A 20,884-nucleotide genomic window follows, 5' to 3' on the forward strand; every position below is an offset into this window, starting at 1 on the left:
AGCACATGCTGGCTACTGAAGTCAATGCGGCCCAGTTTCGCCGCGCGATGGGCAAGTTCGCGACGGGCGTGACGGTCATCACTTTTTTTCATGAGGGCCGGCCGGCAGGCATGACGGCAAACGCCTTCATGTCGCTGTCCGTCGATCCGCCGATGATCCTCATCTCGGCGCGCAACCAGGCCCGCTTCGCGCAAACCGTCAAGGAAGGCAAGCGGTTCGGCGTGAGCTTTCTCGCAGAAGAACAGGAGGACCTCAGCCGTCACTTCGGCGGGCAGCCGCAGGCCGGACTGGAATCGCCGTTCGAATTCGCCGGGGAGGTGCCGGTGATCCGTTCGGCGCTGGTCCAGATGGTGGTGCGCGTGCATGCGATCCACGCGGGCGGCGATCACCGCATCTATGCGGCAGACGTCGAAAGTCTCAACGAATCGGATGGCCATCCGCTGCTGTTCTTCAGCGGCAAATACAAGCAGTTGCACGCGCTAGACCCGTCGCAGTGCTGGAACGGGGCAGCGTGGTGACGACGCGGGCTTGACCCGACATTTAAGCGTGGCGCTGCGGCGCCACAAGGAGCGAACAAATGATCAACGTGCGCGACATCGCGTATGTGCGTTATCAGGTGCCGGATATTGAGCAGCAATCGGTCTTTCTGCGCGATTTCGGACTGAATGTCTTGAAGCAGACTGACAATACCCTGCAGATGGCAGCCTGGTCCGGCGGTTATCCCGCGTATATCGCGCAGAAGGGCGAACAGAGGCCGCTGGGCGTCGGCTTCGTGGCTGGCAGCAAGGCGGACCTGGAGAAGGTGGCCGCGGCATTCGGCGTGGACGTGCGCAGCAACGATGAACTCGATGCGGGCTGGGTCGTGACGATCGCTGATCCGGACGGGTTCGTCATCGATCTGCTATTCGGCGGCGACACGATTCCGGGTCAGTCGTTTCGCGAGCCGCTGCGCATCAACAGCGCGGGGGAGCGCGTCCGGCGCGGCCACGTCAACCGCGTTCCAGCCGGTCCGTCACATGTGGTTCGGCTGGGCCATGTGGTGCTCAAGACGGTGGATTTCCCGGCAATGCTCAGGTTCTATGAGGGCATCCTCGGGTTTCAGGTCTCCGATAGCTACTATGCGCAGAAGCCCAACCAGACGGTGGCGGCGTTCCTGCACTGCGGTCTCGGCAGTACTTTCACGGACCATCACACGATCGCGCTGCTTGGCCTCGGCGCGAAGGAGCGGGACTTCGATCACAGCGCATTCGAAGTGATCGACTGGGACGATCTGTCGACCGGCAACGGCTTTCTTGCGGCAAAGGGATACCGGCATTCGTGGGGTATCGGGCGCCACGTGCAGGGCAGCCAGATTTTCGACTACTGGCGCGATCCGTTCGGCAATAAGGTCGAGCACTGGACCGACGGCGACATCGTCAACGAATCCACGCCGGTCGGGCACGAAGCGCTGTCGCCCGATGCGCTCGCTCAATGGGCGCCGCCGTTGCCGCCGGACTTCCTTTCCTGAACCACCTGCTAACCGTTTCCGAATTCAAGGCATAGCGATGAAACTTGCACGATACACCTATAAAGGCAAGACCTCGGTCGGCAAGATCGAGGGCGATACGATCGTCGATCTGTCGGGCGACGGCATAGGACTGCCTGCAGATATTGCTTCCATTCTCGCGTCGCCGGATGCGCTCGCGACTGCTGCCGCGGCGGCTGCAACCCCTGGCAACTCAGGCTGCGTCGCGCTCGCCGACGTGCGCCTCGAAGCGCCGGTACCGGCGCCGGGTAAGTTCCTCGCACTCGGCATGAACTACAAGGACCATGAAGAAGAGGCACGCCGGCTCGGCTTGCCGATTCCGACGTCACAGGTCTGGTTCAACAAGCAGACCTCGTGCATCAACGGTCCGTATGACGACGTCCACTATCCGCGTGTCTGCGAACAGCTCGATTACGAAGCGGAACTCGGCGTCGTCATCGCGAAGGAAGGCCGATACATCTCCGAAGAAGACGCACTCGACTACGTCGGCGGCTATTTTGTCGCGAACGATGTGAGCTCGCGCGACTGGCAGATGAAGAGCCCGACCTGGACGCTCGGCAAATCGTTCGACACCCACGGTCCGATCGGACCGTGGATCGTGACCGCCGACGAGATTCCGGACCCGCAGAAGCTGACGTTGCGACTGATGGTCAACGGCGAGGTCCGTCAGAATTCGTCGACAAGCCTGATGACGTACAGCATCGCGAAACAGATTGAGTACCTCAGCCAGGTCATGACGCTCAAACCCGGCGACATTCTCGTGACCGGTACGCCGGCAGGCGTCGGCATCGCAATGAGTCCGCCGGTCTTCCTGCAGGTCGGCGACGTGATCCGGGTAGAAATCGACGGGGTCGGTCACGTCGAGAACCGTATCGTCAAAGAACCGCGGATCTAACGTGCGGGGCGCCTGAATGCCGCGCGAAGCTCATGTCACACAAAGGGAGACATCGACATGGCGCAAGCCTCGAAGGTCATCATCACCTGCGCGATAACCGGCTCGATCCACACGCCGAGCATGTCGCCGTACCTGCCGGTTACGCCGGCGGAAATCGCCGCCTCTGCCATCCAGGCAGCAGCCGCCGGCGCGGCAGTCGTGCATCTGCATGCGCGCGATCCTGTCACCGGGATGCCCAGTCAGGATGCCGGACTGTTTGCGCAGTTCCTACCGCAGATAAAAGCCGAGTCGGATGTCGTGATCAATCTGACGACCGGCGGCGCGCCCGCCATGACGGTGGAAGAGCGCCTAATGCCGGCGCTGCGTTTCAAGCCCGAAGTGGCGTCGCTGAACATGGGGTCGATGAACTTCGGCATGTACGAGATGCTCGGTCGCTTCAAGGAATTCCGGCATGACTGGGAGCGGCCGTATCTCGAGGCGAGCGAGGACCGGATCTTTCGCAACACGTTCAAGGACATCGCTCACATACTCGCGGCCTGTAACGACAACGGCACGCGCTTCGAGATTGAGTGCTACGACATCGGTCATTTGTACACGGCTGCGCACTTCATGGACCGGGGGCTGCTCAAAGCGCCGGTTTTCATTCAGTCGGTGTTCGGCATTCGTGGCGGTATCGGCGTGCACCCGGAAGATATTGCGCACATGAAGCGCACGGCGGACCGTCTTTTCGGCGCTGACTACCACTGGTCTGCGCTGGGCGCAGGCGCACAGCAACCCCGGGTGCTGACCCAGGCGCTGTTGTTGGGAGGCAATGTCCGTGTCGGTCTGGAAGATAACCTGTGGTTGCGCAAGGGGCAGCTGGCAAAAAGCAATGCCGAGCAGGTCACGGCCATCCGATGCGTCGTCGAGCAGCTTGGGTTCGAGATCGCCACTCCGGACGAGGCGCGGGTGATGCTCAGGCTCAAGGGGCCAGGCGAAGTCGCGTTCTAGGTCGTTGAATGGGGAGCCCGGTTCGCGATAACGGAGCGGGCCCGTCGTATCGGATTCCAATCAATACCTGATGGACAGGTCTTAGAATATTAATAAGGTATCCGATTTATATATCAAGAAAACGTGGAGGAGAAAGGGTATGGAGAAGCGTCGAACGAGTCGCTTATTGGCAGTAGGTTGTGCGCTGGCTCTGGCATCCGGTGCAACGCAGGCAATGAACGCGACGCAAACGAATGCCGCGGGGGTGGACGAGTCGATGATGGGCGGTGCGTCGATTGCGAATCCGCTGACGAGCGCGATTGCCGGCGACAATCCGGCGGGTATGGCTTACCTCGGAAACCGCTCCGATCTGGGGGGGCAGGTGGTGGTGGGGCACGCCCGGTCCAGCTTCGGCAGTCCGTCGAATCAACAGGGCTTCGGCGCGATCGGTCCGATGCCCAGTGGCGGGGTGAATGTCGATGTGACGGAGCGGCTGGCGATCGGCATGTCGATCAACTCCTCGGGCGGCGGCGTCAACTATCCACACGCACCGCTGCCAATTCCAGGCGCGCCACCGGCAAAAGCGAAGGATATCTACATCAACTTCCTGCCGACGGTCGCATATAAGATCACGCCGGATTTGGCATTGGGCGTATCCGCCATCTTGGGCGTGCAGAAGTTCGAGGCGCAGGGCCTTGTTGCGCCGATGCCGGACGGCTCGATCGGCGTATTGCCGACACACGGCATGACAACGACGTATGGCATCGGCGGTCGCATCGGCGCGATCTGGAACGTGACCCGGATGCTGAGCGTCGGCGCCGCCTATTCGACCAAGGTCCGTTTTTCCAGGGCGAGCGGCTATGCGGACGATCTGTTCGCCGCTGCCGGTGGGCATCTGGACGAACCGTCACAGTACGGCGCGGGGCTCGCGCTGCATCTTTCTCCTCGCGTGACCGTTGCGGCCGATGTGGTGCGCATCAGGTGGTCCAACGTTGGCGTTCTGGGAGACACGCAGACGTTCGGCTTGCACGATCAGACCGCGTTGCGGTTCGGCGCATCCTGGGATGTCACCCGCAGGCTGACGTTACGTGTTGGCGGCAAGCACAGCACCGCTAGCGTCGACTCGAATCACACGATTGCCAACTACTACGCGCCGATGATTCTCACCGATTCGCTAAGCGGCGGCTTGACCTGGCACGCTTCGAAGAAGGTCGATCTTTCTGCCGGTTATGAATATGACTTTCCGCAGACCTTGAAGGGCACGGGGCCGAGCACGGGAACGGACATTCACGCTCGTTACTCGTTGATCATGTTCAATCTCGCGATGAAGTTCTAATTCGCGCCGCGGCAGGCGGTCGCACGCACGGCGCGGCGCTGCTGTCGATGATACTGCTCGGTAGCCAGAGTGCGATGACTGAGGGTTCGACGCCTTCTTGCAGCAGATCCATCGCTGTCGTGTGTCGCAACACATGCGGGCTCACGCGCTTGTTCTTCAGCGAAGAGCATTTCTCCGAGGCCGCCAACACATACTTGTGAAGCAGGTAATGGACGCCGTGTGCGCTCAGCCGGCCGCCGCGCGCATTTGGGAACAGTGGCTGATTCCCGGCCCGCGGTGGCTCTCGAACCCACGCGACCAATACGGAGCGGGTGCTCTTGCTCAATGGCGTGCAACGCTCCTTGCGCCCCTTGCCAAACACGCGTACGTGCGCGCCGGCGCCAACGTGCAGGTCCTCGCGCCGAAGGCCGGTCAGCTCAGACAGGCGTAACCCCGTCTGCACCGCCAACAACAATAGAGCGTGATCGCGGCGACCTGCCCAAGTCTGCTGGTCCGGCGCGGCCAGCAACGCATCGACCTCTTGTCGGCTCAGGAATGGGACCAATGCGCGGCTAAAGCGCTTGGCCGGGATGGCCAGCACGCGCTGGATGTGCGCTGAGTGTGACGGCATCTCGAAGGCCGCATACCGGAAGAATGAGTGCACTGCCGTCAAGCGCAGGTTACGCGTTCGAGCTGTGACGCCGCGAACCTGCTCCTGTTCATCGAGGAAGTCCGCGACCAGCGGCGCATCGATGTCTTCCAGTGCCAGAGTGGATGGCGCTTTATGCGGGCGTCGCTGTACAAATTCCAGCAGTAACCGGAATGTGTCGCGGTACGATGCGATCGTATGCACACTGGCCTGGCGCTGGTGCATCAGACGCTGGATGAAGAACTTCTCCAGCAAGGCGGCGAAGCTGGGCTCCCTAATCATGATGACTCCCCCCAACGGCGTTCCAGGAGATCCATCGCTTGTGCCATCAACTCGGGCGACCCGCTCAGATACCAGTATGTGCCGGCCACATAGATGTGCCCAAGATAGGTCGACAGCACCGGCAACAAGCGCCAGGCGTCCTCTCCAGACTGATACCAACGGATCAGCACTTCAACGGCGAAGCGATGCCGGAAGTCATGCAACCGTGGTCCCTTGCTTGCGCCTTCGGCACGCAGTCCCGTTTGCCGTGACAGCGCGTAGAACGTCCGATGAACGCGACCTATGCCGCGTCTCCATGAAACTGACGAACCGGGGCAACAGCAAACCGGCATCGTGCATCTTGAAGCCCAGGCTGCGTCGCAGGTCGAGATATTCTTGGAGCGCCTCTCGAATCGAGTTCATCGTGCACCTCCTGGCCAGGCCATAGCCAACTTCCGAAGTGCGCTGACATCCACCTTCGCATAAACGCTCGTGGACTGCGGGCTACGATGGCGAAGAACCTGGCCGATCTCCGGGAACGACGCACCGAGTTGCAACATGCGAACAGCCAAGGCGTGCCGGAACTGGTGCGAGCCGCGGTGCGGCGCGTCGACTTTGGCGCGATTGAGCGCGTGGCGCACAATCGTGCCGATACCGTCCGACCCTTCCATCAGCCCGCGTATCGGTGCCAGGGATCGAAGGAAGAGGTGCCGATCTGGACTGGCAGGACGCCCGCGCTCGAGATAGGCGGCGATCGCCTCGCCCACGTCGGCGGTCAATGGCAGGAGACTCTCGCGGCCACCCTTGCCACGCACACGCAATTGAGCGCAGTCCCAGTCGACGTCGTCCAGCGTCAACCTGACGATCTCGCAGGCTCGAAGTCCCAGTCTTGCCAGAAGCAGCAGCACGGCTCGATCGCGTCGGCCCACCGCGCTCCGGCGGTCGCAGCTGTCGATTGCGCGCTGCGCGTGCTCGGCTGCAATGGCTCTGGGGATGGGAGGTGTGCTTGCCCAACTGGCTACCGCTGGCACGCTTGCAGCAAATCCCGCGGTAACCTCGCCGCGAAACTGGGCGTAACGAAGGAAGGACCGCAGTGCCGTGACAACGTTCTTCAGGGCGGCTGGCGCCATGCGCTTTGCCTCGCTCTTAACGAAAGCGCTGGCGTCGGTCACGCGAACGTCCCGCAAGCAGACTTCTCCCTGGCCGAACCGCCACACCAGAAATTTGCGTGTCCACCTTGCATAGGACTCAACGGTCACAACGGCCAAACCCTGATCGCGTTTTAAGGATTGCGCAAACCCCTCGACAACGTCGTCAGCGGCAATAGCGTGCGTTTGAGCGACACGACACACACCGCGATCGCGCAAGAAACGCGTCAACAGTTTCAATGCGTGCAGTTCCCGGCGTCTCGTCTCGAAGCATCGCGATCGACGTCGCGAACGAACGCGCTGATATGCGAAACGCCCGTTCGCGGGACCCGAGGCGGTGCTCGCCTACCTGTCACGCTACACGCATCGCGTGGCCATCTCCAACCAGCGGCTCGTTGCGCTCGATGAGCGCGGCGTCACCTTCCGCTGGAAGGACTATCGCGCGAAGGGGCGCACCCGCTACAAGACCATGACCCTGGGCCCTCACGAGTTCATGCGCCGCTTTATATGAACGCGTCCCGTTTGCAACAGTTTTCGTGTGTTCAGACAGACAGGATGGGCTGCAGCTTTATATCCGGCCTTGTTGCAGCCGGTATTGCTGCTGCGGGCCTCTATGAAATACGCTGACTCGCACCTCATTTCCTGCGCGAGCTCGAAGCTCGACGGCGCATTCAGGTTTAGCGAGTCCCGGTCCTACCTGGTTTGAAAATCATCTAGCGGGCCTCCCACCGTCGTCATGGAGGCGGCGCGGTTAAAGTGAGTTTGCCAACTGCTTTAACCGAAGGGAGGCTGTGATGAAATATAGCGGAATTGACCTGCATTCGAATAACAGCGTCGTGACTGTGACCGACGAGGCGGACCGGGTGGTCGCGGAAAAGCGCATGCCTAACGACTTGCCAAAAATCCTTGCGTTTCTCTCGCCATGGCGAACGGAACTGGCTGGCGTCGTGGTCGAATCCACGTTTTATGGACGCCCCGGAATTATGCACGCTTTGTCGTTGAGGAGAACGGAGTGCGCGGCGTGGGTGCCGATGTGAATCGAAGTATGGGGCGTGCCGCGCGCGCTTTCGAGTTCCTGAGCATTGCAGGGCTCACTGATCGGTTCAGTTCACGTGGCCGAGCATAATCACAAGCCCTCGAGGAACTGCAGTACGCGGTCAGTGGGCCGGTAGCGGTGTTGCCTGCCGTGGGGCAATTGAAGCGTACTGAGGGCCCTTTCCTTCATTGCCAGGTCTGCCTCTATGTACATGTGCGTGGTTGCTGGGTTCTCGTGACCCAGCCACAGCGCGATGACCGTGAGGTCAACGCCAGCCTGAAGCAGGTGCATGGCAGTCGCGTGCCGAACCAGGTGCGGTGAGATGCGTCGGCCCTTGAGTCCCGCGCAATGAGTCGCCGCAGCCTGGTAGGCGAGGTTAAGGCGATCGGTTATTCCGGTTCGCGTCATCGGTCCGCCTGAGCGATTTGGAAAGAGCCACTGTCCGGGTGAAGCGCCAATTTGACGAAGCCAGAGCCGGATCTGGCTTGCGGTGCTACGCCAGAGCGGGACCACACGTTCTTTGCGACCCTTACCGTGAAGTCGAACAGAAGGGCTTCGATCCAGATCGACGTCGCCGACGCGTATGCCGATGAGTTCGGATACCCGAGCGCCGGTGTTATAGAGGGTCGCCAACATCACGCGATCGCGCTGGCCGCACCATGTGTTGGGGTTGGGTGCATCGAGCAAGGCGCATATTTCTTCTCGGGAGAGGAAGCGGACCAGCGGGCGCTCGTAACGCTTCATCGGAATCGCGAGCACCTGTTGAATCGTGCCGAGCGATTCTGGTGCTCGGGACGCAGCATAGTGCAGAAACGAACGAATGGCGGCAAGCCGGAGGTTGCGGCTGCGGATGCTGTTTTGGCGAACCACTTCGAGATGATTGAGGAAGTCGAGAACCAGTGGTGCATCAATATCGCTGAGTTCCAGGCGTTCAGGTTTCCGATGCAATCGATGTTCGGTGAATTGGAGAAGCAGCCTCATGGTGTCGCGGTAAGCCGCCACCGTTCGCGGGCTGGCGTTACGCTGCTGTATCAGGCGCTCCATAAAGAACTGCTGCAGCAATTGCGCAAACGTCGGTAATAGGTTCAGATCAAGCATGATTGCCTCCTTGAACGAAGTGCTCGAAGCGATCGCCTGCGATGGTCATCAGCTCAGGTATTGCCGTTACATACCAGAACGTGTCGGTGACCTGGGTATGTCCGACATAGGTGGAAAGCACAAGCATCGCATTACCGACATCGATCCCCTCCTGATACCAGCCGACAAGACGGCGGCAGATAAAGCTGTGCCTCAGATCGTGGATGCGCGGGTGCGGGTGACCTCCTCGCGCCTGCCATCCGAGCTGCGCTCGAAGACGGGCAAAGGCATATGCGATCTGACGATAGTTCACTGGCCTCCCGCGGTCTGACACGAAGAACGCGTCGGTCGTCGACGCGGGCAGCCTTTTATCCCGAATAAAGGCGTAGGCACGGAGGGCTTCGGTGGTGGTCGGATGTAGAGGAACCTGGCGGGCTTTCCGAAACTTGCTCTGACGGATCGTGAGCAGGCCGCGTTCCAAGTCCACGTCCGAGCGCCGAAAGGCCAACGCCTCCGAGATACGCAAACCCGTGGCCGCGAGCAGACCGAAGACGGTTTCACAGGTAACTGGACGCAGGCTACCGGCGGGCGGAAGTCGTCGCGCAGTATCCAGCAACGCGTCGATCTCTTCCTCCGAGTAGATATGCGGAGTCAACCTTCGGTGTCCTGGTCCACAGAGTCCCGGCGGTGCAATTTCGGTGGCGGGATCAAACTGCAGGCGATACTTGGCGAACGGGCTCAAGATTCTTAGCCGACCTGCTCTCGTGGTGGCTGTCGCGCGGCTGGACGAACAGGCCCAACGCAAGGCCAGTTCTTCCGTGATCGGACCGCGGTGGCCGATTTGATCGGCGAAGCGTGCAAAGCACAGCAGCCGCCTTTCCTCACTCTCCAAAGCGAAGCCGAGTCGCCGCCGGCATTCGAGATAGTCCTCGACCAGGGAGACCATGGTAGTGGCGGCCTTCATGTGCGTCTCCCCGGCCATGGCAAGGCAACGGTGATGAGCCTGGGTAGATCGACTTTGACATAGATGGTCGTCGTGTTGACGTTGCGGTGGCGCAGTAGATCGGCGATGTCTTTGAGACTTGCCCCTTCCCTGAGTAGCCTTGATGCGACCGAATGGCGTAGCACATGGGTTCCGGTCCACCGCTGGGCGAGGCCGCACCGGGCGTAGGCACAGCGTACGGCATTACGCACCAGGCTGGGCCCCACCGGTTCATCGTGCGGAGCGCGGTGCCGCACAAACAGTGCGCGGCTTTCCGTTCGCGGGCGCCCGAAGCGCAAATAGTCAGCGATCGCGCGCCCCGTCTCCAAAGGCAACGGCAGAAGTGTTGTGCGCTTTGCCTTCGCTTTGGCAATCCGAAGCGTTCCTTCTCGCCAATTCAAGTCATCGAGCTGGATAAAAGCCACTTCGCTCGCCCGTAGGCCCAGGTCCACCAGACAGCGAACGATCGCGTAGTCACGTCGGCCGGTTGGACACGTATGATCGAAGGAACTCACAAGCCCCGCCAGTTCTGAATCGGTAAGAGAATCCGGTAACGCCGCTAGACGCCAGTAAGCGACTCTTGGGACTGCGGCAATCAGGGGTTCGGTAGGTTGTCCGTGTATGCGACGGAAACGCAAATAACTCCGCAGACAGTCGCCAATGATTCCTGCTGTCCGGGGTTGGCAGCCCGCGGCGCGATCAGTCACGAATCGACAGATCTCTTCTGGCTTGAGGCATTCAAGCGCAATCGGCCCCCAGCCAAATCGGGCAATGAGGAATTCACGGACGTAGCGCAGACGGTAGAGACGCGTTGCTGGTGCTAGCCCCTGCACATCCTGAAGATAGGCATCAAAGAGCTGAAGCTCCTCATTTACGAACACGGACACTGGCGTTGATCTCGGCGGAACGACGCCCTCCGCGCGCAGCATGCGAAGCAGATTGCGGAGCGCGCGGCGAAGATTAGCGAGGGTGCGCGGACTTGGCTTGTAGCAATGGCAGACCGGGAGGTGCACCGTAAGAAAGCGATGTAGTGTCGCCTCGTCGATGTGATCGAGAGCGATGCGCTGCGAAGTCAGCCACCGCCCGAAGTGCGACGCGCATTGCAGGTAGTTCCCTACAGTAACGCCCGCATATCCGCGTCGGACCAAGTATTCCGCGAAAGCCCCAACGAGGGGCTCGAGTGCGCCGTACCGTGCACGATTGCACGCGACGACTTCAGAAATGACTTGCGTGATCATGATCGCTCTCCTGAGAGATGGCGATGAAGCCATCTGGGAAGAGCAGTATCTGTTATGCAAGGTCGACCGTTGGGGAGGCGCTACCCGGCGTCCAGAGGAATTGGGCGTCGCACCTCAGAATGACCGACAAACCGTGCATAATTCCGGAGCGTCCATAAAAGGTCCTATAGAAACATTTCTATAGGACGTACAATTGGTACTGGCTTGTCGACGGGCTGCAGGAAGCGGGCTTCAAAGTGCATCTCGCCAATACGACGGCGATCAAAAAATACGACGGACTCAAGCACAGCGGAGATGAGACCGATGCACGTTACCTAGCTCACCTGCTGCGCCTGGGGATACTCCCGACAGGGACCATCCTGCCGCCACAACAGCGTGCTGTCCGTGATCTTGCGAGGAAACGAATGCAACTCGTACGAAGCCGCACCAGCCACATCCTCGCGGTGGAGAACATCACGGCACGCCAGTTCGGCAGGCGAATCACGAGCAATCAGGTAAAACGACTGGACGAAGAATCGATCAAACAAATGCACTTGCCAAACGAAGTCGCACTCGCGGTTCGGGCAAATGTCGCGGTCATAACAACGCTCTGCGCACAGATCGACCTTTTGGAAAAGAGTCTCCGTGAAAAAGTCGCACCGGAGCCTGACCACAAATTGCTGATGACGGCGCCGGGTATCGGCCAGACTCTTGCAACTGTCATTCTGCTGGAGGTGGGCACCATCGAGCGTTTCGCCAGCGCCGGCACTTTCGCTTCCTATGCGCGCTGCGTCGACAGCCAGCACATGAGCAACGGCAAAAAGAAAGGCGAAGGCAACACAAAGAATGGCAACCCGTATCTGTCCTGGGCATTCATCGAAGCGGCCAACTTTGCGCTGCGCTATTGCGCTGAGGCCAAACGATTCTATGAGCGAAAGAAGGTCAAGACCAATACTATCCTGGCGCGCAAAGCTTTGGCGCACAAGCTCGCCCGGGCGTGCTTCCACATGCTGAAGGAGCACAAACCATTCGATATGACGCGCTGCTTTGCGTAGAGCTAACGACGGCGGCCGCAAGCCTCATGTGATGACTGGTATTCAACCACTTTGGTTTGAATAGGATGCTGTGCCGCCGTCCCTGATATGCAGTAAAGCGGATCGCCCGCAATGCGAGCCAACTGTGGATTGGCGCCGACAACCCGGCAGCCCTTGCACTTGTGCGAACCCCATGGACGCATTGCGGTACCAAAGTTCTTCTGGGGTGGCGAAGCCACCAGGGCGACAGGCAACCGCAGTACGCCGATCGCTTGATCCTGATGGGTGTCTGGCGCGATCCGTCGCAGCCGGGAATTGAAGAAACGGGCGCGCTCAGCTACTGCAATCAGCCGTGGAATGTGAACCCGGCTGCTGACAGCCGTGGGTTTTGCGTACTCGCTTGACACGAGCCCGCTAATGGGTGTCATCACACTCGATTGCTGCGCAACCTTTCGACGTTCACCCTGTGTTAACCGTTGATCTTCTGCTTCGCGTGAACCATTCAGACGGGCTTCACGCTCACGTAGGCCTTCTGGTACGGCTGGTCATGGGCCAGCACAGCCCAGATCGTCCGCGCCATCTTGTTCGCCAATGCAACGACCACCACATTCTTTGGTCGCCGCTTCATCATCTGCTCGACCCACTCGCCGGGCTCCTTTGCGTGCTCTATTACGCTACGCGCGCCGTGGATCAGCAGTGTCCGTAAATAGGTGTCGCCTCTCTTGCTGATCCCGTGCAGGTTCACTTTTCCGCCCGAGCCGGTCTGCTTCGGCACGATGCCAACCCATGCGGCAAACTCCCGCCCCGAACTGAATGCTTTCGGATCACCCATCATTGAGACGGCTGCCGTTGCCGTCAGCAGCCCGACGCCGCAAATTTCGCTAACCGCTTTCACCGCCTTGTCGTCCTTCTTCCACTCGCGCATCCGGCGCTCGATCTCGGCAACCTGTTCGTCCAGCTTCGCCAGTCCATTCCACCGCTCGCGAAACGTATCGATCAGCACGGCAGGCAGGCGCTCCGCGATCCGTTCGAGCACGACCGGTATCTCTTTGTTCAGCTTGTTCCGGCCCTTGCTCATGATCTCTCCATATTCCATCAGCAGTCCACGCAGGTTGTTGATCTGCATCGTGCGAAATTTGATCAGCTGCTGCCGCATACGGTGTAGCGCCAGCATCGCCTGCTGTATCTCGGTCTTCACCGCGACGGCCTTGCCGGGTTGCTGCACAGCCATCCAGATTGCACGGGCGTCTGCCGCATCGTTCTTGTTGCGGATGTTGAACGCCTTCACAAACTTCGCCGGCATCAGCTTTACCACGTGACCCATGTTCGTAAGTTGCCGGGCCCAGTGGTGCGATCCGCCGCACGCCTCCATGCCGATCAGGCACGGAGCCCGGTTCGCGAAGTACTCGAGAAACTTTGCCCGCTTGATCGGCTTGTTCACGATTTCTCCGGTTTCCTGATCGACGTAGTGGACCTGAAACACCGACTTTGCAATGTCAATCCCAACTGGCGTAAGCTTCACGACGGATCCTCCGGTTTGCCTGGAAACTTCGTATTTTCCACGTAGGCACATCGGCCTGTGAGGATCCAGCTTCCTTTGCGCTCATATACTCGGGTGGGACGCGTTCATTTCATTTTCTGCTGCATGTGCTGCCCGGCGGCTTCCACCGCATCCGCCACTATGGCCTGCTGGCCAATCCCGTGCGCCGGGAGAATCTCGCGAAGGTGCGTGGGCTGTTGCACGTCGTGCCCGCAGCCAGCACGCAACCCGACGACACCGGTCCCGCTCTGCGTCCTGCCTTCATCTGCCGGCACTGCGGCGCGCCGATGATCGTCATCGAGGTCCTCCAGCGCAGCGCACCGATCCGCGCACCACCCGTACAGCGAGCCGCAGCATGAGCACAGGTGTTTCGAGACGTTCAAGGCGATCGTCGGCTCTCCGGCAACGGGACCCGATAGCGGACGCTTGCGTCTCTTACACGGACCACGCGGCTGTGCGCCCGGCCTCCCGTCACCAACGCGCGCCGGACAGCCTCCCCAACGTGCATCCCGTCGACATCAACCCGCTTTGCCCCAGCGCCGCGTCAGTCCAACACCGCACGCGACCTCTTCAATCCCCATAGCGCTAAAGGTTCCGGCCGCGCCGGAACACTCCGCGGTTTCCTCCCTCGGGGTTTGTACGACGCCTGCCCGCATGCGCCTGTGGCGTGCGCTCATATCCGTGGTCGAGGGCAGGCATCCTACAAACCTAAACAACAGCGGCCAATCGCTCAAGTGCACTAATGGCCATTCGAGTGTCGGCTCCAGTCAGCTTTCCGCCATCTAGTTCGAATCCCCAAGCGCTTCCCTGGCAGGAAGTATCCGTCGGCAATTTGATTCGCCGCGTTGCCTTCCTGGCATCGTTGCCAGGCCGACGTGTCAGGATGGCGCTCGTAATGAGGTGAACGAGATGATCCGCTCGTGGCGCGAATGAGGGTTGGTCGACCGCCCAGCCGAGAGCCGTTATCAGGGCGAACAGGTCGTCCCCATTCATATCGGCGCGTGCCGTTCCCTCGCCCTGAGCACGGAGTAGTAGGCGCGCGCCTGCTGAGTGCACCGCTGCGCACGAAGCATAAAGCGCGGAATCCGGGTTCGTGTGGGCTGCCGCCATCATGGCGACAACACCCCTGTAGCTTTGGGTGAATACCACCAATTCCCGAAACCAGATGAGAAGTGCTTCGTCAGCCGAAGTCGATGTTTCGAGCTCGGCTGCCTTCTGCGTCAGTGCATCCAGATGGGTGCACAGCAACGCTTCGAATAGGGCTTCTCGTGTCGGGAAATGACGAAGCAGTGTGGCCAACCCGACGCCAGCCCGGCGAGCAATATCGCGCATCGATGCGTCGGCACCATGCTCGGTGACGACGTCACGCGCGATTGTGAGGATCTGGCTGCGATTTTTTTGAGCGTCGGCTCGCATAGGGATGTTGACAAGTGGATCGGTGATCCATATAGTGTTTATGTGGATCGGTGATCCATATCATACAGCGCTGTATGGCATTTCTCCAGCAACTCCAATGAAAGAGCACATGAAATGAACAGACTGAATGGAAAGACCGCCGTGGTCACCGGCGGCGCTACCGGCATCGGCCTTGCCGCGGCAAAGCGCTTCATCGAGGAAGGCGCGTTCGTCTTCATCTTCGGCCGCCGGCAGGAAGCACTCGATGCGGCTTTGGCCGACCTCGGGCCTAATGCCCGCGCGGTGAAAGGCTCTGTCTCCAATCTGGCCGACCTCGACCGACTCTACGCGGCGGTGAAGGCCGAGCGCGGAACCCTCGACATCGTCTTCGCCAATGCCGGGGCGGGAAGCCAGCTTCCGCTCGGCAAGATCACATCCGAGCACATTGACGAAATCTTCGATACCAACGTAAAGGGTTCGATCTTCACGGTCCAGAAGGCGCTGCCGCTGATGGGTGCGGGCGGTTCGATCATCCTGACCGGATCGAGCGCCGGCACCACGGGCGCCCCGGCATTCAGCGCCTACAGCGCGAGCAAGGCGGCAGTGCGCAACCTCGCGCGGACCTGGGCGGAGGATCTGAAGGGCACCGGCATCCGGGTAAATGTGCTGTCGCCCGGGCCGACGGCGACCGAACTCGCGAAGGAAGCGCTGGGCGAGGAAGGCGTGAAGGCCTTCGGCTCGATGACTCCGCTCCAGCGCATGGCCGATCCGGCGGAGATCGGGGCGGTGGCCGCCTTCCTCGCGTCGCAGGACAGCAGCTTCATGACCGCCAGCGAGGTCGCTGTTGACGGCGGCCTGGCGCAAATCTGACGCGCCACGCCCGGCCGGTCACTCCAGTGATCCGGTTATGCGCACATCCACTGAGGAAAATAAAATGGAACGATCCCTTAAAGGAAAAACCGCTCTCGTTACCGGGGCATCGCGGGGCATTGGCCGCGCCATTGCCGAACGTCTTGCAAAGGATGGTGCGACGGTCGCGCTGACTTACAACGCCAGCAAATCCGGCGCAGACGAAGCGGTCGCGACCATCGAGAAAGCGGGAGGCACTGCGTTCGCGATCCACGCGGACCTCGTTGACCCGGCGACAGTCCCGGCCTTGTTTGAGAGACTCGATGACGAGTTCACCAAGCGGAAGGGAAGCAAAGCTCTCGATATCCTGGTTAACAACGCCGGCAATTCCGGCTGGGTTGGCTTCAAGGACGCGACGCCGGAGAGTTGGGACACCCTGATCGCGGTCTACGCCCGCGCGCCCTTCTTCATCGTTCAGGCCGCTCTGGATCGTCTCACAGATGGTGGACGCATCATCAACATCTCATCCGCTGCCGCCACGAAGCCCGTAACAGCCGCGCCTGTCTATTCGATGGCCAAAGCGGCCATCAACAACCTCACCCATGCGCTCGCGTCCGAGTTGGGGCCGCGCGGAATTACCGCGAACGCCGTAGCGCCGGGCTACACGCGAACAGACGTGAACGCCGCCATCCGGGAGAATCCCGAACTCGTCAAGGCGGTCGAGGCCGAAATCGCGCTGGGACGCTTTGGCGAGCCTTCGGAAATCGCCGCCGTCGTGGCGTTTCTGGCCTCCGATGACGGCCACTGGGTGACCGGTCAGACGATTGAAGCGAGCGGCGGCTACAAGCTCTGATCGCGCCGCAAAAACCAAAGGAGAACATATGAGCTACGCAATCATCGGCTTCGGCAAGATCGGCTACGCGCTTGCCAAGGCGTTTGCCCGCAGCGGTATCGAAGTATCCGTTGCAACCACGCGCGACCCGGAAAGCTTTGCGTCCGATGCCGCCGCGATCGGACCCTGAATCATTCCCAAAACCCTGGCGGAAGCCCTCAAGGCAGACACCATCTTTTTAGCTGTCCGTTTCGAGTCGCACCCGGAGGTCGCGAAAGCGCTGCCGAACTGGAAAGGAAAGACCATCATCGACGCGATGAACACGTTAGCCCCGCTTGAGGAACTGGACGGTCTCCCGTCGTCAGTTTTCGTCGCGAAGGCGTTCACCGGAGCCAGGCTGGTGAAAGGCTTCAACCATTTGGTCGCTGCCGTCCTTGACCAGGACCCGGCCGTACACGGTGGCAGGAGAGTCGTGTTCCTGGCGAGCGACGATGACGGCGCCGCAGCGGAGGTTGGTGCGCTTGCGGAAAAACTCGGTTTCGCGCCAATCAACCTCGGCGGGCTTTCGGAAGGTGGACTGCTTGTACACGCGCGCGGAAATAGCTGGGGTCAACTGATATTCAAGGATCTCGTCAAGTTCAAATAGCGGCGCGTCACGACAAAGTCACAGCGGCCACGCGCATCGCCAAACGCATGCGGCGATCTGATCGAGATTCAGTTAGTGATTCTGAGCGAATGCATCATTGCCGCTAACGACCCACCGGCCCCGAGCGCCCGTAACGGAAGACGTGATGCGAACGAATGTCCGTTCGGAATTGGAAAGCGGTCGTTGTTGACATGGTGACGCGGATGACGGCTCGGGGTCGATTTGCGACAGATCGTTCTGTCGCTACCGTGCCTGTTTTCCGTTTTCTGAAGCGTCCCCCAGGCAGATGTCGTCCAACCACGGTATTGCCTTGAGGGGCGGCGTCGGCGTCCACCGCCTGCAGCACAAAGCATCGGCGTTGAAAGCCATACTGGCACGGAGCAGGCCTGCGCAGTCACTGACGCGAGTTGAACAATCGTAAAAGGTAAGCGCTAGTTATCGGCTGGCGTCTCCACCAATTTCCCGATCAGGCGCAGCAGTTCGGTATGCTCCGGCCCTTTGCCATCTCGAACGAGGAAGTCGCCAATTGAGATGTCGGACGGCCGGCCACCTGACGAGAGGTTTGGCTCATGTCGGACGAAAACCCGGCCAGAGTCGTATTCGTGGACGAGCGACCAACGGTCTCCGTTCGCGCTCCTGTAAAGCTCTCGCGCCTTTTGAGTCATGGCCCCTCCTATTCGGGCTAAGCATACAACGGCCGGGACGTCGCTGACAGGGTGTCAACGTGGTTTTAGCGATCGAATCGATCACGGCGATGATGCCGCGACATACGCGATCTTCGGTCCGCCCTTTCGGTCAACCGGCCGGAACTCGACCTTATGGAACGTATCGACCAGGCGTGCGTTGTCTTGCCTGGAAGTCAGTCGGCGCAAATAAAAGAACGCGTCGCAGTGATCCAGTTCCCGGTGGCGTTGTTTCGCGCAAGGGGAGGGGCGGCAAATGCCGGATGCTGTTCATCAAGTGGCGCCCCCCATGAGACTCGACAGACGGCACGCAACGGCTGAGCCTGAGGCCCCGGCAATCTTGAGTGTCGCCCTGGAAAGGGACATCGAGCTTGGTCAGTCAGGCGCTGTGAGCCAGCATGCATCGCGCGCCATTCCGCCAATCACCGCTGCGCACCGATCCTGCGAATTTCGCTGGTTTCACCAATCCACTCGCGTCAAAATGTGGAATGCGCCGCTCTCGCGATGCGTCTGCCAGCTTTCGCGCAACCGGCTACTGCATCGATCGGGACAAGCCATCCGGAGCGAGGAAAACGACCATGCAGAGCGCGATTCGGCGGCATTGCCTGCCCGTTACCGCGCTGGCGACCTGTCTCGCGTTGGCAGCCGTCAGTACGGGTCTGACTGGGCTGCAGTTCACTTTACAGTGAAGGCGCCACGGCGGGTGCCGGTATCGCCGGGGCGGCCGTCGCCGGCACGGTCACCAGCAACGCGGCCGTTGCCACCGGCATCGGCCTCGGCGCAGTGGCCGCTGCCCGAGCCGGCGTGCAGTACTCGGAACGCGTGATGCACGCGTATACGCAGGCGCAGATTGCGACCGCGGCGGGACCGCTCGCGGTCGGCGCCGTGGCACCCTGGTTCACCAGGCACAGCGTACCGATCGAGCCAGACGAAAAAGGCCGCGTGACTGTGAGCCGGGTGATCAGTACCGGTATGCTCGACTGCAAGGAAATTGTCTTTTCTGCCGATACCGATGCGAAGAAGGATCAGCCCGCGACCAGTTCGTTCTACGTCGCTGCGGTGTGCCGTGATGGTGATGACTGGAAATGGGCCTCGGCGGAACCGGCCACGGCACGCTGGGGTGCGCTGCAATGAAGCGCCGCTTTAATGCGATGCTTGCGGCCGGCGTTGTGGCGAGTTTGACGGTAATGATGAGTGGCTGCGCGTCGGTCGGCGCGGTGGCCGGTGCGGTCGCCGCGGTATCGACAGGCGCCGTCACCAGCAATCCTGCCATCGGCATCGGCGTGGGCATCGCAGTGCAGGCCGCCGCCGACGAAGCCGTCAGGCGCGTGATGAAGTCGCTGCACGGCGACCAGCAGATGGCGATCGCGGCCACGGCGGGTGAATTGCCGGTCGGCGCAACGAAGCCGTAGCGGGTCAAACACGTGCTGCCGCTCGAAAATGGTCACGGCGAGGTCCGCGTGCTGCGCGAGTTCGATAGCGCGCTGGCGACCTGTCGCGAGTTTGCATTTTCGGTCATTGCTGGCGAGAAGCCCGGTGCGCCCGCTGCCTGGTTTGTCGCGTCAATCTGTAAGGATCAGGACGGTTGGAAGTGGGCTTCGGCCGAGCCGGCGGTCGGGCGATGGGGCACCTTGCAGTAAAGTCCAGTCGGAACGCGCGCGCAATCGCCACATCGAATACGGCTGGCGTTACGGATTGCTCTGTCGCACCAAGGCGTTACTGTAAGGTAAGATCCGGTGGCCGGAAAATGCTGGCGACCCCCATGGCCAGGACGACGAAGACCGCGCAGGACGTTGCCCCCTGGCGTCGCCCAGGTGCTGAAGCGACTGCACTGTCCACATGATGTGATTTTGATGTGCGTGTGGTGGTCTGTTCGAGGATACTGCGCTTGCCGCCGCTTGCCCGGCAACAGGTGGAAGGGTACGAGGCTAATGTTCGCGCGGAGATCCGCCAAGCTGGGCATCGATCGCGCGCCTGGCGAGGTCTATCGCATCGCTGACTGCGGCCGCTACGCTGAGCAATGAGCGGTAGTGCTCCCAGGTATGCGGCCGCCCTTGCGGTCGATTTCGCCACGCCGCGACATCTGCTCCACCAGCAACGTAACGGTCGACCCGCCGTCGCAGTCCTCTCGCGCGCTGACCGTGATAATGTAGCCTCGGTCCACCTGTTGCTCTTCCATGGCCAACTCCAGACAACAAATGCAAGGTTATTCAGCGATGCCGGCGAGGTCTTCGATGTCGTTTTCAATACGTCCTCGCGCTTCAACCGCCGCTTCCTCCGTAGTCTTTGCGATCAGTGGGAAAATCAGTCCGTTCCCTTTGAATTCGCCGGCGAAATGGACCCATGCCACGTAAGAACATACGCCGGATTCCAGCCGACAGATATTCAGAACTACATCATAGGTACGCTGCAGTCCCTGTCGACGTACGTATTGAAATTTGTACACCTCGGTATCAGGCATGACGACCTCTTCCGCACCTTAAGCCTTAAGGGTAGGCGGCCACGTAGCGACGAAGATCTGCGCTCGTCGCTCGGCATAGCGCGGCTTCCTCCGGTCATACGAGGTTACGCCCTTCCGTATAGGTTGCGAAGACACGCTCAGTTCGATAGGCCCTTTCTCGTACATATCGATGTCCGGACACTACGTGCACGGATCGCGGCAACGCGCGTTGCCGCACGCACTTACGCGGACGCGCGACTCTTCAGCGCGCCGCACCATTACGTTGACCGGCCCGCTCGGCAACGGTGCACTAGCGTCACTTGATCGGCGACGCGGCGATTGGGTTCGTCCGTACCCGGCCAGTTTCCGACACTCGCTTGCGAACGCACAC

General features: G+C 60.7%; 16 protein-coding genes and 8 pseudogenes. 14 read left to right on the top strand and 10 right to left on the bottom strand.

Features of this window, described 5'->3' with window-relative positions; all coding sequences use genetic code 11:
- Positions 1–5: 5 nt before the first annotated feature.
- From OKW39_RS24985 to OKW39_RS25005, 5 genes are all read left to right on the top strand, one after another.
- Complete coding sequence (locus OKW39_RS24985) at positions 6–518, top strand: flavin reductase family protein (RefSeq protein WP_429333746.1); 513 nt, start codon at positions 6–8, stop codon at positions 516–518.
- Positions 519–577: 59 nt separating this feature from the next.
- Positions 578–1,507, top strand: a complete 930-nt coding sequence (locus OKW39_RS24990; protein ID WP_429333745.1) for a VOC family protein — start codon at positions 578–580, stop codon at positions 1,505–1,507.
- Positions 1,508–1,544: 37 nt separating this feature from the next.
- A complete protein-coding gene (locus OKW39_RS24995; RefSeq protein WP_429333744.1) occupies positions 1,545–2,420 on the top strand; it encodes a fumarylacetoacetate hydrolase family protein in 876 nt (291 codons plus the stop codon).
- Positions 2,421–2,477: 57 nt separating this feature from the next.
- A complete protein-coding gene (locus OKW39_RS25000) occupies positions 2,478–3,410 on the top strand; it encodes a 3-keto-5-aminohexanoate cleavage protein (RefSeq protein ID WP_429563937.1) in 933 nt (310 codons plus the stop codon).
- 214 nt (positions 3,411–3,624) lie between these two features.
- Positions 3,625–4,725, top strand: a complete 1,101-nt coding sequence (locus tag OKW39_RS25005; protein ID WP_429333742.1) for an OmpP1/FadL family transporter — start codon at positions 3,625–3,627, stop codon at positions 4,723–4,725.
- On the opposite strand, the gene OKW39_RS25010 is transcribed toward OKW39_RS25005, so the two are convergent.
- From OKW39_RS25010 to OKW39_RS25020, 3 genes are all read right to left on the bottom strand, one after another.
- Positions 4,703–5,635: a tyrosine-type recombinase/integrase gene (locus OKW39_RS25010; RefSeq protein ID WP_429563938.1), complete on the bottom strand. Its 933-nt coding sequence runs from the start codon at positions 5,633–5,635 to the stop codon at positions 4,703–4,705. The two genes, OKW39_RS25005 and OKW39_RS25010, sit on opposite strands and share 23 nt — an antisense overlap.
- Positions 5,632–5,838, bottom strand: coding sequence for a hypothetical protein (locus tag OKW39_RS25015; RefSeq protein ID WP_429359433.1), 207 nt, complete (start codon positions 5,836–5,838; stop codon positions 5,632–5,634). The genes OKW39_RS25010 and OKW39_RS25015 overlap by 4 nt, the downstream gene beginning before the upstream one ends.
- A 195-nt stretch (positions 5,839–6,033) precedes the next feature.
- Positions 6,034–7,002 (bottom strand): site-specific integrase, encoded by a 969-nt coding sequence (locus tag OKW39_RS25020; protein ID WP_429333739.1) that lies wholly within the window; start codon positions 7,000–7,002, stop codon positions 6,034–6,036.
- Between the two features lie 64 nt (positions 7,003–7,066).
- On the opposite strand from OKW39_RS25020, the pseudogene OKW39_RS25025 reads away from it, so the two are divergent.
- Positions 7,067–7,270, top strand: a pseudogene (locus tag OKW39_RS25025) (transposase); the annotation flags it as partial.
- Positions 7,271–7,556: 286 nt separating this feature from the next.
- Positions 7,557–7,727: pseudogene (locus OKW39_RS25030) on the top strand (IS110 family transposase); the annotation flags it as partial.
- Between the two features lie 161 nt (positions 7,728–7,888).
- Here the strand turns inward: OKW39_RS25030 and OKW39_RS25035 are convergent.
- The 3 genes from OKW39_RS25035 to OKW39_RS25045 are packed head-to-tail and all read right to left on the bottom strand — an operon-like array spanning position 7,889 to position 11,095.
- Positions 7,889–8,896, bottom strand: a complete 1,008-nt coding sequence (locus OKW39_RS25035; RefSeq protein WP_429563933.1) for a site-specific integrase — start codon at positions 8,894–8,896, stop codon at positions 7,889–7,891.
- Entirely contained in the window at positions 8,889–9,839 is a 951-nt protein-coding gene (locus tag OKW39_RS25040) for a tyrosine-type recombinase/integrase (RefSeq protein ID WP_429563934.1), read from the bottom strand. Before OKW39_RS25040 ends, OKW39_RS25035 begins: the two co-directional genes overlap by 8 nt.
- Complete coding sequence (locus OKW39_RS25045; RefSeq protein WP_429563935.1) at positions 9,836–11,095, bottom strand: site-specific integrase; 1,260 nt, start codon at positions 11,093–11,095, stop codon at positions 9,836–9,838. Before OKW39_RS25045 ends, OKW39_RS25040 begins: the two co-directional genes overlap by 4 nt.
- 185 nt (positions 11,096–11,280) lie before the next feature.
- Between OKW39_RS25045 and OKW39_RS25050 the strand changes: the two are divergent.
- Positions 11,281–12,129, top strand: a pseudogene (locus OKW39_RS25050) (IS110 family transposase); the annotation flags it as partial.
- A gap of 481 nt (positions 12,130–12,610) precedes the next feature.
- Here OKW39_RS25050 and OKW39_RS25055 read toward each other — a convergent pair.
- Positions 12,611–13,630, bottom strand: coding sequence for an IS110 family transposase (locus OKW39_RS25055; RefSeq protein WP_429359434.1), 1,020 nt, complete (start codon positions 13,628–13,630; stop codon positions 12,611–12,613).
- A gap of 113 nt (positions 13,631–13,743) precedes the next feature.
- Between OKW39_RS25055 and OKW39_RS25060 the strand changes: the two are divergent.
- Positions 13,744–14,007 (top strand): annotated as a pseudogene (locus OKW39_RS25060) (transposase); the annotation flags it as partial.
- A gap of 484 nt (positions 14,008–14,491) precedes the next feature.
- On the opposite strand, the pseudogene OKW39_RS25065 reads toward OKW39_RS25060, so the two are convergent.
- Positions 14,492–15,064: pseudogene (locus OKW39_RS25065) on the bottom strand (TetR/AcrR family transcriptional regulator); the annotation flags it as partial.
- A 114-nt stretch (positions 15,065–15,178) separates the two neighbouring features.
- Between OKW39_RS25065 and OKW39_RS25070 the strand changes: the two are divergent.
- The 3 genes and pseudogenes from OKW39_RS25070 (at position 15,179) to OKW39_RS25080 (ending at position 17,370) form a co-directional block, all read left to right on the top strand.
- Positions 15,179–15,913 carry an SDR family NAD(P)-dependent oxidoreductase gene (locus OKW39_RS25070; RefSeq protein ID WP_120294484.1) on the top strand — a complete coding sequence of 245 codons (735 nt, stop codon included), beginning with the start codon at positions 15,179–15,181 and terminating at the stop codon, positions 15,911–15,913.
- 64 nt (positions 15,914–15,977) lie between these two features.
- Positions 15,978–16,745 carry an SDR family NAD(P)-dependent oxidoreductase gene (locus OKW39_RS25075; RefSeq protein WP_429333753.1) on the top strand — a complete coding sequence of 256 codons (768 nt, stop codon included), beginning with the start codon at positions 15,978–15,980 and terminating at the stop codon, positions 16,743–16,745.
- A gap of 28 nt (positions 16,746–16,773) precedes the next feature.
- A pseudogene (locus OKW39_RS25080) lies at positions 16,774–17,370 on the top strand (NADPH-dependent F420 reductase).
- Between the two features lie 431 nt (positions 17,371–17,801).
- On the opposite strand, the gene OKW39_RS25085 reads toward OKW39_RS25080, so the two are convergent.
- Complete coding sequence (locus tag OKW39_RS25085) at positions 17,802–18,035, bottom strand: hypothetical protein (protein WP_429359438.1); 234 nt, start codon at positions 18,033–18,035, stop codon at positions 17,802–17,804.
- 596 nt (positions 18,036–18,631) lie between these two features.
- Between OKW39_RS25085 and OKW39_RS25090 the strand changes: the two are divergent.
- Positions 18,632–19,187 (top strand): annotated as a pseudogene (locus OKW39_RS25090) (hypothetical protein).
- A pseudogene (locus OKW39_RS25095) lies at positions 19,184–19,693 on the top strand (hypothetical protein). Before OKW39_RS25090 ends, OKW39_RS25095 begins: the two co-directional pseudogenes overlap by 4 nt.
- 566 nt (positions 19,694–20,259) lie before the next feature.
- On the opposite strand, the gene OKW39_RS25100 reads toward OKW39_RS25095, so the two are convergent.
- Positions 20,260–20,514, bottom strand: coding sequence for a hypothetical protein (locus tag OKW39_RS25100; protein WP_429333754.1), 255 nt, complete (start codon positions 20,512–20,514; stop codon positions 20,260–20,262).
- Positions 20,515–20,884 lie beyond the last annotated feature (370 nt).

Source organism: Paraburkholderia sp. MM6662-R1, assembly GCF_050436245.1.
GTDB lineage: Bacteria > Pseudomonadota > Gammaproteobacteria > Burkholderiales > Burkholderiaceae > Paraburkholderia > Paraburkholderia tuberum.

Coding starts and splice junctions, on each gene's coding strand:
- OKW39_RS24990 (WP_429333745.1), top strand. CDS start 578: ATGATCAACGTGCGCGACATCGCGTATGTGCGTTATCAGGTGCCGGAT.
- OKW39_RS25000 (WP_429563937.1), top strand. CDS start 2,478: ATGGCGCAAGCCTCGAAGGTCATCATCACCTGCGCGATAACCGGCTCG.
- OKW39_RS25005 (WP_429333742.1), top strand. CDS start 3,625: ATGAACGCGACGCAAACGAATGCCGCGGGGGTGGACGAGTCGATGATG.
- OKW39_RS25070 (WP_120294484.1), top strand. CDS start 15,179: ATGAACAGACTGAATGGAAAGACCGCCGTGGTCACCGGCGGCGCTACC.
- OKW39_RS25045 (WP_429563935.1), bottom strand. CDS start 11,095: ATGATCACGCAAGTCATTTCTGAAGTCGTCGCGTGCAATCGTGCACGG.
- OKW39_RS25100 (WP_429333754.1), bottom strand. CDS start 20,514: ATGCCTGATACCGAGGTGTACAAATTTCAATACGTACGTCGACAGGGA.
- OKW39_RS25035 (WP_429563933.1), bottom strand. CDS start 8,896: ATGCTTGATCTGAACCTATTACCGACGTTTGCGCAATTGCTGCAGCAG.
- OKW39_RS25040 (WP_429563934.1), bottom strand. CDS start 9,839: ATGAAGGCCGCCACTACCATGGTCTCCCTGGTCGAGGACTATCTCGAA.
- OKW39_RS25075 (WP_429333753.1), top strand. CDS start 15,978: ATGGAACGATCCCTTAAAGGAAAAACCGCTCTCGTTACCGGGGCATCG.
- OKW39_RS24995 (WP_429333744.1), top strand. CDS start 1,545: ATGAAACTTGCACGATACACCTATAAAGGCAAGACCTCGGTCGGCAAG.
- OKW39_RS24985 (WP_429333746.1), top strand. CDS start 6: ATGCTGGCTACTGAAGTCAATGCGGCCCAGTTTCGCCGCGCGATGGGC.
- OKW39_RS25085 (WP_429359438.1), bottom strand. CDS start 18,035: ATGACTCAAAAGGCGCGAGAGCTTTACAGGAGCGCGAACGGAGACCGT.
- OKW39_RS25010 (WP_429563938.1), bottom strand. CDS start 5,635: ATGATTAGGGAGCCCAGCTTCGCCGCCTTGCTGGAGAAGTTCTTCATC.